Raw genomic sequence first — 14,884 nt, 5'->3', positions numbered from 1 at the left:
CCCCGTACACGTACGCACCCCCGGTCACCCCCGCTCCCACCCCCGCACACGCACCCACGCGCGCGTACCCACCCGCACCCGGCCACGCGCGCGTACCCGCCCGAAAGCCCGTTCCCGCATCCGCAGCAGCCGCACCCACAACACCCGCACCCGCACCCGCCGTTCCCCCCACCTCCGAGCACCACACCCAGCAGTCCACCAAGGAGTCGATCCCCCATGTCGAGCGATGTGCCGACGGGTCATGTGTCCGATCTCGACTGGCTGATGAGCGGCCTCGTCCAGCGCGTTCCCCACACCAACAGCGCCGTGCTCCTGTCCTCCGACGGCCTCGTCAAGTCCGTGCACGGGCTCGACGCCGACAGCGCCGACCACATGGCGGCCCTCGCCTCCGGCCTCTACTCGCTCGGGCGCAGCGCGGGCGTCCGGTTCGCCGACGGCGGCGACGTACGGCAGGTGGTGGTGGAACTCGACTCGGCGCTGCTGTTCGTGTCGACCGCGGGCTCCGGAACCTGTCTCGCGGTCCTCGCCGGGCGCGACGCCGACGCGGCCGTCCTCGGCTACGAGATGGCCATGCTCGTCAAGAGCGTGCGCCCCTACCTGATGACAGCGCCCCGGCAGCCCTCCGCCGAGCCCACGGCGATGAGGAATTGACGGTGGCGGCCCCGCAGGACGGGCCATGGCTCGACGGCGCCGCGGGCCGGCTCGTGCGTCCGTACACGATCAGCAACGGACGCACCCGGCCGAGCACGTCGATGGATCTGCTCACCCAGGTCATGGCCACCGGGGCGACCCCCCTCGGCTACCTGGGCCCGGAACACAGCCAGGCGCTCGACCTGTGCGCTCAGCCCACTTCGGTCGCGGAGATCGCCGGCCGCCTCCTGCTCCCGGCGGCCGTGACCAAGGTGCTCCTCTCCGACCTCGTCGACTGCGGAGCGGCCACCACCAAGCCCCCCACGTTCCACGACAACCCCACTGACCGGTCCCTACTGGAGGCAGTGCTCGATGGACTACGACGACAGCTCTGACCCTTTCCCCACAGCACTGAAGATCTTGGTCGCGGGCGGGTTCGGGGTCGGCAAGACGACCTTCGTAGGGGCCGTCAGCGAAATCGCTCCGCTCAGCACGGAAGAGCTGCTCACCACGGTCAGCGCGGCCACCGACGACCTCGACGGCATCGAGAACAAGGTCGAGACGACGGTCGCGATGGACTTCGGGCGGATCACCCTGGACCCCGAGCACGTGCTCTATCTGTTCGGCACGCCGGGCCAGGAGCGCTTCTGGTTCATGTGGGACGAACTGTCCGAGGGCGCCCTCGGAGCGGTCATCCTCGCGGACACCCGCCGCCTGGAGGACTGCTTCGCCGCCGTCGACTTCTTCGAGGAGCGCGGCATGGGCTTCATCGTGGCGGTCAACGAGTTCGACGGCTCCTACCGCTACGAGCCCGAGGAGGTGCGCGCCGCCATCGACCTGGACCCCGCGGTGCCTGTCGTGCGCTGCGACGCGCGCATCTCCAGCTCCGGCATCCAGACGCTGCTCACCCTCGTACGGCACCTGCTGGCGCACGCCCCCGCGACCACCGGTTTCGGAGCGCACACGTGACGTACGACGCGACCAGGCGGCTGCTGCTCACCCCGCAGGACAAGGAGGGGGCCGAGCGGGGCCGCCGATTGCGCGGACTCGACCTCGGGCAGCGCCCCGAGCCGGTCTTCGACCGCTTCGCGGACCGGCTCGCCGACGTGACGGGCGCCCCGTACGCGATGGTGAACTTCATCGACGAGAACCGGCAGTTCTTCGCCGGACTGCACACCCCCGACGGCGACCACCGGGGCGAGGAACTGGGCGCGGTGGCCGCCGGGTCGACCGAGAGCGAAGTGGCCCGCTACATGGCGCGCGATCACGGTTACTGCCCGCATGTAGTCGTGCGGCGCAAAGCGCTCGTCCTTGAAGACGTGTGCGACTACCCGCGCTTCGCGGGCAACCCCGTAGTCGACGAGATCGGAATTCGCTCCTACTTGGGAGCGCCTTTGATCGACGACCGTACGGGGCTCGCCCTCGGCACCGTGTGCGTGGTCGCGACGGAGCCCCGCCCCTGGGGAAGGGCGGGGCTCGCGACGATCAAGTCGATGGCGGGTGAGCTGATGGAACTGGTGCGGGGGCGGGGCGACTTGCTGCAGTGAGCCCCCGCGACCTGATCACGGCCAACGGCCGTCAGCCGCGTGCCGCGTCCCGGCGCTGCTTGACGTAACCGCCCACCGCCAGCGCGACCACCAGGATCGCGGAGACGAACAGTTGGTCGCGGCCGTCCGCGGTGGAGGCCATCACTACGAAGACGCCCGCGATGGCCGCCAGGGCGAGCCACGTCAGGTACGGGAAGCCCCACATCTTCACGGTGAGCAGCTCGGGCGACTCGCGCTCCAGACGGCGGCGCATCTTCAGCTGGGCGAGGCAGATGAACACCCAGCCGACGAGGATGGCGACACCGGTCGTGTTCATCAGCCAGGTGAACACCGTGTCGGGCCACCAGACCCCGGCGAACACCGCGAAGAAGCCGAAGAGGCAGGACGCGAGCACCGCGGCCACCGGTACCCGGCGGTGCACCCGGCCCAGGAAGCGCGGGCCGAGACCGCGCGAGACGAGCGAGTAGGCCATGCGGGACGAGCCGTAGATGTTGGCGTTCATCGCCGACAGCAGGGCGACGAGGATGACGGCCTGCATGATGGTGCCGGCGGCCGGGATGCCGAACTCGTTGAGCACGGTGACGTACGGGCCGTCGGCGGCGACGTTCGGGTCGTTCCACGGCACCAGGGCGACGACGAGCGCCATCGACCCTACGTAGAAGAGCGCGATGCGCCACACGGCGGTGCGCACGGCGCGTGCGACGTTCTCGCGCGGCTTGTCGGACTCGGCGGCGGCGATGGACACCGTCTCCAGGCCGCCGTACGCGAAGACGGCGGTGAGCAGACCGGCGATCAACCCCGAGGTGCCGGTGGGGAAGAAGCCGCCCTGGCCGGTGAGGTTGGACGTGCCGGGGGCGTCACCGAAGACGCCGAAGATGCCCAGGACGCCGAGCACCAGGAAGGCACAGATCGCGACGACCTTAAGGGCGGAGAAGAAGAATTCGAATTCGCCGAAGTTGCGCACGGCCGCCAGGTTGCTCAGGCAGAAGAACACCATGAAGACGGCGACCCACCCGTAGGCGGGCAGGAACGGCACCCAGCCATGCATGATCTGCCCCGCCGCCGTCGCCTCCGCGGCCACGCCACACGTCAGCATGACCCAGTACATCCAGCCGGACGTCGCCCCCGCCCAGGCGCCGAGCTCCCGCTCGGCGTGCACGGAGAACGAGCCGGTGGCCGGGCGGGCGGCGGACATCTCGCCGAGCATCCGCATCAGCAGCATGACGACGAAACCGGCGCCCGCGAAGAGCAGGACGACCGCGGGCCCCGCGGCGGCGATCCCCGCACCCGACCCTACGAAGAGGCCCGCGCCGATGACGCCGCCAAGGGCGATCATCGAAAGGTGCCGCTGCTTGAGGCCGTGGCCGAGTTGCGTGCCGGGGTCGCTGGACTCGACGTCGGGCGGCGTGGCGCCGACGTCGGATCCGGCCTGCGGCCGGTCCGTGACGGAGGTCCGTGTCATGGTCGTGCCTGTTCGCTGTCTGAGACGGGTGGAAGTGCGGCGACAGTATGCGACCAAGTGGGACGGCGTGCGTCGCTCGTCCGTTATTCGGACACTCCGTTCGTTGAGCGGGCAGTGGGGCCTTGGTGGCGAGGGCGGGGCGTTGGCGGGCCTGTAGGAAACCTGGGGCGCCGCTTAAGAAAACCTCGATGGACCCGGCCCGCCAGGTGCGGAAGAGTCTGTGGTGGCGGCGGACCACGTCCGCACCACTCTCACCACCACTCTTCCCTCGTACGCGGGCCGGTTCGTGCTGCCCGCGTACGCGACGACAGGAGCCCAACCGTTGAAGGCGCTGGTCAAGGAGAAGGCCGAACCGGGCCTGTGGCTGACGGACGTTCCCGAGCCCGACGTCGGCCCCGGTGACGTACTGATCAAGGTCCTGCGCACCGGGATCTGCGGCACCGACCTGCACATCCGCGGCTGGGACGGCTGGGCGCGGTCCACCATCAGCGCGCCGCTGGTCGTGGGCCACGAGTTCGTCGGCGAGGTCGTCGGGGCCGGCCGCGACGTGAGCGACATCGCCGTGGGCGACACGGTCAGCGGCGAGGGCCACCTCGTGTGCGGCAAGTGCCGCAACTGCCTTGCCGGGCGCCGCCACTTGTGCCGCGCGACCGTCGGCCTCGGCGTCGGCCGTGACGGGGCGTTCGCCGAGTACGTGGCGCTGCCCGCGTCGAACGTATGGGTGCACCGCGTCCCCGTGGACCTCGATGTGGCCGCGATCTTCGACCCGTTCGGCAACGCCGTGCACACCGCCCTGTCCTTCCCGCTGGTCGGCGAGGACGTGCTGATCACGGGGGCCGGGCCGATCGGCCTGATGGCCGCCGCCGTCGCCAAGCACGCGGGCGCGCGCAACGTCGTCGTCACGGACGTCAGCGACGAGCGCCTGGACCTTGCGCGGAAGACCGGCGTGAGCCTCGCGCTGAACGTGGCGGAGTCCACCATCGCCGACGGGCAGCGCGAACTCGGCCTGCGCGAGGGCTTCGACGTCGGCCTGGAGATGTCCGGCAACCCCGTGGCGATGCGCGACATGCTCGCGAACATGACCCACGGCGGCAAGATCGCCATGCTCGGCCTGCCGTCCGAGGAGTTCCCCGTCGACTGGGCGCGGATCGTCACGTCGATGATCACGATCAAGGGCATCTACGGCCGCGAGATGTTCGAGACCTGGTACGCGATGTCGGTCCTCCTGGAGGGCGGCCTCGACCTCTCCCCGGTGATCACCGGCCGCTACGCGTACACCGACTTCGACGCGGCGTTCGACGACGCGGCGAGCGGCCGCGGCGGCAAGGTCATCCTCGACTGGGAGACCACCTGACCCGGCCCCCTCCCGGCCCCTCCCCGCGCCCTGCTCCGGCCCGAACTCCCCACCCCCATAAGGACCTACGCCATGTTCGACAACGTACGCGCCGACCTCCAGGCCACCCTCGACGAGATCGTCGCCGCGGGCCTGCACAAGCCCGAGCGGGTCATCGGCACCCCGCAGTCCGCCAGCGTCGACGTCACGGCGGGCGGTCGCCCCGGCGAGGTGCTCAACTTCTGCGCGAACAACTACCTGGGCCTCGCCGACCACCCCGAGGTGATCGCGGCAGGGCACGCGGCCCTCGACCGCTGGGGCTACGGCATGGCCTCCGTCCGCTTCATCTGCGGCACCCAGGAGGTCCACAAGGAGCTGGAGGCGCGCCTCTCGGCCTTCCTCGGCCAGGAGGACACGATCCTCTACTCGTCCTGCTTCGACGCCAACGGCGGCGTCTTCGAGACCCTCCTCGGCGCCGAGGACGCGGTGATCTCCGACGCCCTCAACCACGCCTCGATCATCGACGGCATCCGGCTCAGCAAGGCGCGGCGCTTCCGGTACGCCAACCGCGACATGGCCGACCTGGAAGCCCAGTTGAAGGCCGCGCACGAAGGGGGCGCCCGCAGGAAGCTGATCGTCACCGACGGCGTCTTCTCCATGGACGGCTACGTAGCGCCGCTCGCCGACATCTGCGACCTCGCCGAGCGCTACGACGCGATGGTCATGGTCGACGACTCGCACGCGGTCGGCTTCGTCGGCCCCGGCGGCCGCGGCACCCCCGAACTGCACGGCGTCATGGACCGCGTCGACATCATCACCGGCACCCTCGGCAAGGCCCTCGGCGGGGCGTCCGGTGGCTACGTGGCGGCGCGCGCGGAGATCGTCGCGCTGCTGCGCCAGCGTTCGCGCCCGTACCTGTTCTCGAACAGCCTCGCCCCGGTGATCGCGGCGGCCTCACTGAAGGTCCTCGACCTCCTCGAATCGGCCGGCGACCTGCGGGAACGCCTTGCCGCCCATACGAAGCTGTTCCGCACGCGGATGGCCGAGGAGGGCTTCGACATCCTCCCCGGCGACCACGCGATCGTCCCGGTGATGATCGGCGACGCCTCCGTAGCGGCCCGCATGGCCGAACTCCTCCTGGAGCGCGGCGTCTACGTGATCGGCTTCTCGTACCCGGTGGTCCCGCAGGGCCAGGCCCGCATCCGCGTCCAACTGTCGGCGGCGCACTCCACGGAGGACGTGAACCGGGCGGTGGACGCGTTCGTGGGGGCGCGGGCGGAACTGGGTTGACCGCCCGTAGGGGAGACTGTCGGACCCGTTTGGGAGAATCGCCCCATGATCGAAGCGCGGCGGCTGCACATCCTCCGTGCGGTGGCCGACCACCGCACGGTGACGGCTGCGGCCGCCGCGCTGTATCTGACCCCCTCGGCGGTCTCGCAGCAGCTCACCGCCCTTGAGCAGGAGACGGGCCACAAGCTGGTCGAGCGCGGCGCGCGTGGCGTCCGCCTGACGACGGCGGGCGAGATCCTGCTCACGCACACCAACGCGGTCCTCGCCCAGCTGGAGCAGGCCGAGGCCGAGTTGGCGGCGTACAGCACCGGTGCGGCGGGCACGGTGACGCTCGCCTCCTTCGCGACCGGCATCGGCCTCGTCGTGGGCCCCGCGCTCGCCCTGCTGTCGAAGGCGGCGCCCGGCATCCGCGTCCGCGTCCAGGACGCCGAGGGCGACGCCAGCCTGCCGATGCTGCTCGACCGGCAGATCGATGTGGCGGTCGCCGTCGAGTACCGGGGCGCGCCGGGCGCCGACGACGACCGGATCACGCGCGTGCCGCTGTACGCGGAGCCGTTCGACGCCGTCCTCCCGGACACGCACCGCCTCGCGGGCGCGGAGTGGGTGCCGGTCGCCGAGCTGGCCAAGGACACGTGGATCGGCCCCTACCCCGGCAACCCGTGCCACGACGTCGTCGTCCTCGCCTGCGAACACGCCGGTTTCGCCCCGCAGTTCGAGCACTCTTCGGACGACTTCCGCGCCGTCGTCGCCCTCGCCTCCGCGGGCGCGGGGGTGGCCCTCGTCCCGCGCTCGGCCCTGCACGGGGTCGACCTGACCCGGGTCGTCGTCCGCCCGGTCGACGGGGCGGCCCCGGCCCGGAAGGTCTTCGCGGCGGTGCGGCACGGGGCGGAGGAACATCCGCTGATCAGGCCGGTGTTGGAGGCGCTGGGGGAGGCCGCGGAGGGCTGATCGGCGCCACCCGCGCACACTTCGCGTTTCATATTTGGGATACGGTGCCGAATATGAGACGTGAGAGTGGTGTGCCACGCGGCGGAGACGGCGGCGGCAACGCCGGTAGCGGTGGCGGTAGCGCTAGTGGTGGCGTGGGTGGTGGCGGTGTCGGTGGCGGTTCGGCGCCGGACCCGGTGGACGCCCGCCTCGGCGCGCGTCTCGCCGAGCTGCGGGCCGAACAGGGCTGGTCCCTGGGCGAGTTGGCCGACCGCAGCGGCGTGAGCCGATCCACCCTGTCGCGGGCCGAGCGCGCCGAGATCAGCCCCACCGCCACCCTCCTCAACCGCCTCTGCGCGGTCTACGGGCGGACCATGTCGCAACTCCTGAGCGAGGTCGAGTCCGCCCCCGCCCAGGTCGTACGCGCCGCCGAGCAGCCCCACTGGCGCGACGACTCGACCGGCTTCGCGCGCCGCTCCGTCTCCCCGCCGCTGGCCGGACTCCGCGGCGAGGTCGTCGAGGGCACCCTGGAGCCCTACGCCGACATCGCCTACGACCGCCCGCCGGTCCCCGGCCTCGAACAGCACATCTGGGTGCTCGACGGCCTCCTCGACCTCACCGTCCAGGGCACGACACACCACCTGGAGACGGGCGACTGCCTCCGCTTCCGCCTCTGGGGCCCCACCCACTTCCACTGCCCGGGCCCCGAGCCCGTACGGTACGCGCTGCTGGTGGTGCTCCCATGACTCCCATGACTCCCATGACTCCTATGAATCCCATGACACTCACCTGCACCCGCCTGACACCCTCGGAATTCCCCTCCTACGTAGATGAGTTGGGGAACCTCCTCGTGGACGTCGTCCGTGGAGGCAGCTCCCTCGGCTTCCTCCACGGACTCACGCCCCATGAAGCGACGGCCTGGTGGCGCGACTACGTAGGACCGTCCGTGGAACGCGGCGGCATGGCCGTATGGGTGGCGGTCGACAAGGAGGAGACGGGCCGCTGCCTGGGAACGATCTCGCTCGCCTTCGTGGACAAGCCCAACGGCCGCCACCGCGCCGAAGTGGTGAAACTGATGGTGCACGGCAACGCCCGCGGCACCGGCCTCGGCCGCACCCTGCTAGCGACCGCCGAGCGGGCCGCCGCCGATGAGGGGATCACGCTGCTGGTCCTCGACACGGAGACCGGCAGCCCCGCCGAGGACTTCTACCGCAAGGCGGGCTGGGAGCAGACCGGCGTCATCCCGGACTACGCCGCCGACCCGGCGGGCGTGCTGCGCCCGACGACCTTGTTCTGCAAGCGCCTCGAACCCGCGAAGCCGGCCGGTGATCGACAGGAATGAGGCTCTACGGTGCGGGGGAGATGCACGCCAGCGCGCGCACGCGCACGCGTACCCGTGCACGCACCCGCACCGCCCGCAGGACCGTCAGGGCCGTCAGGACCGACCGAGAGGGAGCCGCCAGATGACCGCCACCGACCCTACGTACACGACGAGCGCGCTCAGCACCGGCGACGGCGCCGCCGTGGCCACGTACACCTGGCTGCCCGACGGCGGCAGGCCCCGCGCCTTCGTACAGATCGCCCACGGCGCGGCCGAACACGGCCAGCGCTACGACCGGTTCGCCCGCCACCTTGCCTCCCACGGCTACGGAGTCATCGCCTCCGACCATCGCGGCCACGGCGCCACCGCCCAGTCCACGGGCGGCTACGGAGTCACCGACGACGGCGACCCGGCGAACACCGACGCCTGGGTGTCGATCGTCGACGACCTCAAGGCGATCGGCGACCAGGCCCGCGCCCTCCACCCGAACGTCCCGTTCGTCCTGCTCGGCCACAGCCTCGGCTCGATGCTCGCGCGCGACTACGCGCAGCGGTACGCGGACGACCTCGTCGGCCTGATCCTCTCCGGCACCTTCCGCTCCCTGCCCGGCGCCGACAACGAGGGCGACACGGCGGCCCTGGAGGCACAGGTCGCGAACGGCGGCCGGGCGGCGATGTCCCCGTACGTCGGCAACCTCTTCTCCTCCTTCAACGACCCGTACGAGCACCGCACCGGCTTCGAGTGGCTCTCGCGGGACGAGGCGGAGGTCGACAAGTACGTCGCCGACGAGCGCTGCGGCTTCGACTTCTCGGCGGGCCTGTCCCTGGACTGGGTCCGCGCCGTGCGCCGGATCAACGACCCCGCGAACCTCGCGCGCATCCCGGCGGACCTGCCGATCCACGTCGCGGTCGGCACCGAGGACCCGTGCAACCAGCGGATGACCCTCGTCCACGAACTCCTCGAGGACTTCCGCTACTTGGGCGTCACGGACCTGACCTGGAAGGGGTACGAGGGCGCCCGCCACGAGATCCTCAACGAGACCAACCGCGACGAGGTGCAGGCGGACCTCACCGCGTGGCTGGACAAGCGCGTGCCGTGAGCGGGCGGCCCGCCGATACCGGCCATTGTCAGTGGCGTTGGCTACGGTTCGTTGCATGCTGGACGCCGAGGATGTACGCACCGTAGCCCTGTCCCTGCCGGACACGACCGAGAAGGTCGCCTGGAGCATGCCCACGTTCCGGGTCGCGGGCAAGATGTTCGCCACGCTTCCCGAGGAAGAGACGTCGATAGCGGTGCGCTGCCCGAAGGAGGAGCGCGACGAACTCGTCCTCGCCGAGCCGGAGAAGTTCTGGGTCGCCGACCACGAAGCGTCCTTCGCCTGGGTACGCGTCCGCCTCGCGGCGCTCGACGACGGGGACGAGCTGCGCGACATCCTCGCCGACTCCTGGCGCCAGGCGGCCCCGACCCGACTCCTGGACAGCCACCCGGAGTTGGGTCGTCCCCGTGCGGGATAGAAAATCGCTGGGGCCGCCGCGATGCCGTGTGGCACGATCCGCTCGCGAAGGCGCGCCGTGCGGCGCGGCGCGACACGGGGGACGGCGGACGGGGAGCGTGGATGGGCGAGGGAGCGGCCGACGCCGAGGGAGCGGCCGACGCCGAGGGGGCGGCTGGCACCGGGCGGGCGGTCGGCACGGGGCGGGCGGCCGGCGCCGGGCGGGCGGCCGGCGCCGGGCGGGCCGGAAGCGTGCCTCGACGCTCCATCTGGACCCGCGACTTCGCCCTCTTCTTCACCGCGAGGGGCGTCGCCAAGCTGGGCGACAGCATGCTCCCGGTGGCGCTCGCGGCGGGCCTGCTGCGGTACGGACACGGGGCGGGCGCGGTCGGCCTCGCCATGGCCTCGTCCGTGGCCTGCTTCGCCGGTCTCGTCATCTTCGGCGGGGTACTGGCGGACCGGTTCAACACCCGCCTGCTGATGACGGGCGCCGATGTGGCGCGCCTGATCACGCAGTCCCTCGCGGCGGTCATGTTCTTCACGGGGCACGTCGTGCTCTGGCAGATCTGCGTCATCGGCGCGATCAACGGCGCGGCCTCGGCGATCTTCCAGCCCGGCGTCGCCGGCACCGTGCCCCGCCTGGCATCCGACGTCCAGGCGGCCAACGGAGCGGTCCGGGTGGCCGAGTCCGGCGCGCAACTGGCGGGCCCCGCGGTGGCGGGCATGCTGGTCGCGCTGGCCTCACCGGGCCTGGTCTTCGCGGCACACGCGGCGACGTACGGGATCAGCGCCCTGTGCCTGCTCCTGCTCCGCCTGCCACCCGTCGTACGTACGGCGACGACAGGCGTCGTCACCGGGAAGGGGCAGCCCACGCCCCCGCTCGCGCCCGCGCCTGCCCGCGGGGCCTTCCGCTCCGAACTCGTCGAGGGCTGGCGGGAGTTCAGATCCCGAAGATGGCTCTGGGGCGTCATAGCGGTCTGGTGCGTCCTCATGATCGGCGCGTGGGGCCCGGCGGTCCCGCTGGTCGCCGTGCAGGTGACCCAGGAGTACGGCCCGCGCGCGTACGGCCTCGTGAACTCGGCCCTCGGGGCGGGCACCGTCATCGGCGGCCTGCTGGCCCTGCGGGTGCGCCCGCGCCGGATGCTGCGCGCGGGCGCCCTGGCCCTGTTCGGCTTCGCGCTGTTCCCGGCGACGGCGGGCGCGGGCCTGGGCGTGCCGTGGATGATGGCGGGCTGCGCGGTGGCGGGGGCCGGCATGTCGTTCTGGGGCGTGATGTGGGCGACGAGCGTCCAGACCCAGGTCCCGCGCGAGGTCCTCAACCGCATCCACGCCTACGAGGTCGCCGGCTCCATCGCCATGCAGCCGGTCGGCCAGGCGCTGTCCGGCCCGGCGGCGGCCGCGTTCGGCACGCACGAGGTACTTCTGACGGGCGGGGTGGTCACGCTCATGGTGGCGACGACCCTGATCTCGGTCCCGGCGATCCGAGACCTGGTCCGCGCGGACGCGGCGCAGCGGCCCCCGCACACCTCGCATGCTCCGCACGCCCCGCACGCCCCGCGGGTCCACCCGCCTAGGCCGCCGGAAGGGCGGCCGGATCGACGGCCGGGTCGGCGCCACGGGCGAGCAGAAACGCGCTGATCCGCTCCCGCAGCGTCGCCGGTTCGAGCCCATGTCCGACGACATGCTCCTCTACGCTCCCGTAACGCCGCAGCTCCCGCCGCCCGACACCGAGCCCGAGCACCCGGTGCGGGAGATCGACGAGCGCCTCATTGGCGGCGCCGGTGGAGGTCCCGGCGAGATACGGCTCGACGACCACGACATCGGCCGCCCCACTCGTACCGCCCACGGCCCGCCGCAGCGCACGCGCGTCGAAGGGCCGCACCGTGGTCGCGTACAACACGCTGACATCGAGCCCCTCGGTGGCGGCGAGCACGTTGTCCAGCATCGGCCCCACGGCGACGACGACCCCGCGCCGCCCTTCCCGGACCGGCAGGAAACTCGCCCCGTCCACGGGCAGCGCCTCCCGATTCCCCTGCACGGACAGCCGCACATACACCCGCTCGTCCCCGTCCCCGACGGCCCGCCGCAGCAGAGTCTCGGCTTCGTCAGGATGCCCCGGCACCTGCACACCCCACCCGTCGAGGGTGTCGAGCAGCGCCACATCCCCGGGCGCCATGTGCGTAAAGCCCCCCGACGACACGTCGTACGAAGCCCCCGCACTCACCAGCACACCCCCGACCCCCTGATGCCCGAAGTCCAACTTCACCTGCTCAAAGGGCCGTTCAACGAGAAAGCTCGCGAAGGTGTGCATCACCGGCCGCATCCCGGCGAGCGCGAGCCCCGCCCCGACCCCGACGAGCAACTGCTCCCGAATCCCGACATTGATCACTCGCTCCGGATGCCGCCGCGCGGCCCCGGCGAACTGCGCGACCCCGATCTCGGCGAGCACGACGGCGACGCGGGGATCCTCGTCGAGGACCTGAGTGAGAACGGGAGCGAACCGATCACGCATGGTGTCCATGAACGTCTTCCTTCCAGAGGTGGGAGAGGTATGGAGGTGGCTGGTAGGTGGTGGCTCACGCAATCCTGGGCTCGACACGGGCGACGACGACGTGCGGCCGCCCCGGATGCGGCGCGGTGAAGGCCCGGTACAGCGCCTCGTGATCACGTCCGTCGACGCTCACCGTCGACCACCCGGCGGCCTCGAACCGGGCGGCGATGCCTCCGGCCCTGCCGTAGGTGGCGGACAGGTTGTCGACGACGACGGTGTGCAGCCGTTCGAGGCCGACGGCCCCGGCGTAGGCGATGGCCTCGTGATTGCTGCCCTCGTCGAGCTCGGCATCCCCGACCAGAACCCACACGGCCGGATCCTCCAGCCCCTGGGCCCGCAGCCCCAGCACGGTACCGACGGCCATCGGCAGCCCATGCCCAAGCGACCCGCTCCCGATCTCCACGCCCGGCACGAGCATCCGATCCGGATGGTGCCCGAGCCGCGACTCGTACCCCCCGAACCCGCTCAGCCACTCCTCCGGCACGAACCCCTTGGCCGTGAGTACGGCGTAGTACGCCATCGGCCCGTGCCCCTTGGACAACAGAAACCGATCACGCTCGGGCCGATCGATGCTCTCCGGCCCGACGCGCAGCACACGGTCGTACAGCACCCACAACACATCGAGCGTCGAGGTGGCGGCGGTCCCGTGCTTCTCGTCCCCGGTCATCACGCTCATGAGCCGAGGCAGATCCTCGTAGCGGTAGCCGTGCCTGTCGACGGCGGCTTCGTTGGCGATGTCGTCCGCTGTGGTCGTCATGCCAACCACCGTGCAACCTCAACCAAGCTTGAGGTCAACCGTCCCGGTCCACCGAAAGGGATGCGCGACCACCGCCCCGAGTGCGGTATGGTTTCTCTGCGCGTTCGGCCAGGGGGAAACCCCAGGTCAACGGGTACCGGGACGTGGCGCAGCTTGGTAGCGCACTTGACTGGGGGTCAAGGGGTCGCAGGTTCAAATCCTGTCGTCCCGACAAGTTCGAACGATCGAACGTCGCAGGTGAAGGGCCGTTTCCGAACGGCCCTTTTTCTGTTGCTCCCACGCTCCCACTGGGAGCGTGAAGAGTGGGAGCGGGCTCCCACTGTCCCCTTGTCTGTTTGCTCCCACTCGACCCGATGCGCACATATTCGGTTCCTTGCGCGTACGTTCACATCCGTGTCCGGTTTGTGGCCTGTGGCTCCCCGTCGTATGGGTGCTCTTTCGGTTAAGGGCTTCCGCTCTTCCTGCTGGTCGTGGGCGCTCCCAGTGGGAGTGGGGTCGGGAGCGGTGAGCCCATAACCGGAATCCGGGTTATGGGGGCATGCGAATTCTTGACCCCATTTCCGATTCGGTATCGGGCGGTATGTGGGTTTTGGGGTGGTGGATGTTGGGGGCTGCATGGAGATGTTGAACGCGGGTGGGAGCGGTACGGGGGTGTTGGGGGACGTGCGGGTGGCCCTGGGAGTGGCGAGGCGTTGTGGGGTGGTGTTGGGGGAGGTTCCGCGAGGTTGGCGGAAGCTGGCGGAGTCCGGGGGCGGGGTGGCGCGCGGCTTGTGTGGTGAGTGGGTGTGGAGCGAAGTGGGGTCGGGGCGGGGAGTGTAGGGGGCGCGGCGGGGCCTGTTGCTCGGGCGTCATGGAACGCTCCGTTGCCGGCGTGGTGGTGGTGCGCGGTGGCGAGGAGCGTCCGGCAGCGCGTTGGAGGTGCTGTTGCGGGAGTGGGGGTGTCAGGCCTTCTTTTCTCCGAGGATGGTGCGGAGCCAGTCCAGGGAGTCGGTTTCCAGGATCGCGTCCGCGAGTGCGTGGGCGGTCTTGGTGGTGAGGCGGCCGCGGCTGTTGTCGATCCAGCGTTGCGCGTTCGCGTAGCCCTGGGCCTTGTATTCGATGCCCTGGATCATGCACTCGAGTTTGTCGGCGTCGCGGGCGCAGACCGCTTCGGGGGATTGCTTGGCTTCGTATTCGGCGATGAGGTCGCGCACCGTGTCGGCGAGGATTTCGGGCATGTCGGCGACCTGGTCGGCGGCGATGTCCTGCGGGTCGGCCTCGCCGGTCGTGTACTTCTTGCCGAGGTGGTTGACGTCGCCGGTGCGGGTCTCGCCGGTGTCGTGCCAGACGGCGAGGAACGCGGCGCGTGCCGGGTCGGCGCCTTCGAGGGTGGCGATGACGGAGGCGAGCAGGGAGGTGCGCCAGGAGTGTTCGGCGACCGACTCGGGGTCGCGGATGCCGGCCATCCACCAGCCGGAGCGCTTGGTGTGCTTGAGCGTTCCGGCCTCGAATACGAACCGGGCTACTGCGGTCAGGTCCTCTGCCACGGTCGGGCTCCCCTTTCACGCCTCGGCGAGGCGGATCGCGTACTCGAT

The 14,884-nt window shown here is 70.9% G+C and carries 16 protein-coding genes and 1 tRNA gene; 13 read left to right on the top strand and 4 right to left on the bottom strand.

The window, feature by feature from the left end; genetic code table 11:
* The first annotated feature begins 216 nt into the window (after positions 1–216).
* The 4 genes from RBJ65_RS06285 to RBJ65_RS06270 are packed head-to-tail and all read left to right on the top strand — an operon-like array spanning position 217 to position 2,177.
* On the top strand, positions 217–651 hold the full coding sequence (locus RBJ65_RS06285; RefSeq protein ID WP_306316663.1) for a roadblock/LC7 domain-containing protein: 435 nt from the start codon (positions 217–219) through the stop codon (positions 649–651).
* 2 nt (positions 652–653) lie between these two features.
* Positions 654–1,025 carry a DUF742 domain-containing protein gene (locus RBJ65_RS06280; protein ID WP_306316664.1) on the top strand — a complete coding sequence of 124 codons (372 nt, stop codon included), beginning with the start codon at positions 654–656 and terminating at the stop codon, positions 1,023–1,025.
* The gene (locus RBJ65_RS06275) at positions 1,003–1,599 is read left to right on the top strand and encodes an ATP/GTP-binding protein (protein ID WP_306316665.1); all 597 of its coding nucleotides are present in this window, start codon (positions 1,003–1,005) and stop codon (positions 1,597–1,599) included. The genes RBJ65_RS06280 and RBJ65_RS06275 overlap by 23 nt, the downstream gene beginning before the upstream one ends.
* Entirely contained in the window at positions 1,596–2,177 is a 582-nt protein-coding gene (locus RBJ65_RS06270; RefSeq protein ID WP_306316666.1) for a GAF domain-containing protein, read from the top strand. The genes RBJ65_RS06275 and RBJ65_RS06270 overlap by 4 nt, the downstream gene beginning before the upstream one ends.
* A gap of 31 nt (positions 2,178–2,208) precedes the next feature.
* Here RBJ65_RS06270 and RBJ65_RS06265 read toward each other — a convergent pair whose 3' ends face one another.
* Positions 2,209–3,639, bottom strand: coding sequence for an amino acid permease (locus tag RBJ65_RS06265; protein WP_306316667.1), 1,431 nt, complete (start codon positions 3,637–3,639; stop codon positions 2,209–2,211).
* A 322-nt stretch (positions 3,640–3,961) separates the two neighbouring features.
* Here RBJ65_RS06265 and tdh point away from each other — a divergent pair, with 322 nt between their 5' ends.
* The 8 genes from tdh (at position 3,962) to RBJ65_RS06225 (ending at position 11,640) form a co-directional block, all read left to right on the top strand.
* Positions 3,962–4,993 carry an L-threonine 3-dehydrogenase gene (gene tdh, locus RBJ65_RS06260; RefSeq protein WP_306316732.1) on the top strand — a complete coding sequence of 344 codons (1,032 nt, stop codon included), beginning with the start codon at positions 3,962–3,964 and terminating at the stop codon, positions 4,991–4,993.
* Between the two features lie 72 nt (positions 4,994–5,065).
* A complete protein-coding gene (locus tag RBJ65_RS06255) occupies positions 5,066–6,262 on the top strand; it encodes a glycine C-acetyltransferase (RefSeq protein ID WP_306316668.1) in 1,197 nt (398 codons plus the stop codon).
* Positions 6,263–6,307: 45 nt separating this feature from the next.
* Positions 6,308–7,210, top strand: a complete 903-nt coding sequence (locus RBJ65_RS06250) for a LysR family transcriptional regulator (RefSeq protein WP_306316669.1) — start codon at positions 6,308–6,310, stop codon at positions 7,208–7,210.
* A 134-nt stretch (positions 7,211–7,344) separates the two neighbouring features.
* Positions 7,345–7,935, top strand: a complete 591-nt coding sequence (locus RBJ65_RS06245; RefSeq protein WP_306316670.1) for a helix-turn-helix domain-containing protein — start codon at positions 7,345–7,347, stop codon at positions 7,933–7,935.
* A 32-nt stretch (positions 7,936–7,967) separates the two neighbouring features.
* Positions 7,968–8,531, top strand: a complete 564-nt coding sequence (locus RBJ65_RS06240; RefSeq protein ID WP_306316733.1) for a GNAT family N-acetyltransferase — start codon at positions 7,968–7,970, stop codon at positions 8,529–8,531.
* A 121-nt stretch (positions 8,532–8,652) separates the two neighbouring features.
* A complete protein-coding gene (locus RBJ65_RS06235; RefSeq protein WP_306316671.1) occupies positions 8,653–9,609 on the top strand; it encodes an alpha/beta fold hydrolase in 957 nt (318 codons plus the stop codon).
* Between the two features lie 55 nt (positions 9,610–9,664).
* Positions 9,665–10,024: an MmcQ/YjbR family DNA-binding protein gene (locus RBJ65_RS06230; protein WP_306316672.1), complete on the top strand. Its 360-nt coding sequence runs from the start codon at positions 9,665–9,667 to the stop codon at positions 10,022–10,024.
* A gap of 101 nt (positions 10,025–10,125) precedes the next feature.
* Positions 10,126–11,640: an MFS transporter gene (locus RBJ65_RS06225; protein ID WP_306316673.1), complete on the top strand. Its 1,515-nt coding sequence runs from the start codon at positions 10,126–10,128 to the stop codon at positions 11,638–11,640.
* On the opposite strand, the gene RBJ65_RS06220 is transcribed toward RBJ65_RS06225, so the two are convergent.
* Entirely contained in the window at positions 11,573–12,523 is a 951-nt protein-coding gene (locus tag RBJ65_RS06220; RefSeq protein WP_306316674.1) for a transketolase family protein, read from the bottom strand. The genes RBJ65_RS06225 and RBJ65_RS06220 overlap by 68 nt on opposite strands.
* Before the next feature lie 55 nt (positions 12,524–12,578).
* On the bottom strand, positions 12,579–13,310 hold the full coding sequence (locus tag RBJ65_RS06215; RefSeq protein WP_372341175.1) for a transketolase: 732 nt from the start codon (positions 13,308–13,310) through the stop codon (positions 12,579–12,581).
* A gap of 137 nt (positions 13,311–13,447) precedes the next feature.
* Between RBJ65_RS06215 and RBJ65_RS06210 the strand changes: the two genes are divergently transcribed.
* Positions 13,448–13,521, top strand: a tRNA-Pro gene (locus RBJ65_RS06210).
* Positions 13,522–14,251: 730 nt separating this feature from the next.
* Here RBJ65_RS06210 and RBJ65_RS06205 read toward each other — a convergent pair.
* Positions 14,252–14,836, bottom strand: a complete 585-nt coding sequence (locus tag RBJ65_RS06205; RefSeq protein ID WP_306316675.1) for an HD family hydrolase — start codon at positions 14,834–14,836, stop codon at positions 14,252–14,254.
* Positions 14,837–14,884 lie beyond the last annotated feature (48 nt).

It is taken from the genome of Streptomyces sp. KL109B, from assembly GCF_030766935.1.
Classification (GTDB): Bacteria; Actinomycetota; Actinomycetes; order Streptomycetales; family Streptomycetaceae; genus Streptomyces.
The sequence above is the reverse complement of the archived record's forward strand: the minus strand, read 5'-3'. Positions and strand labels throughout refer to the sequence as shown.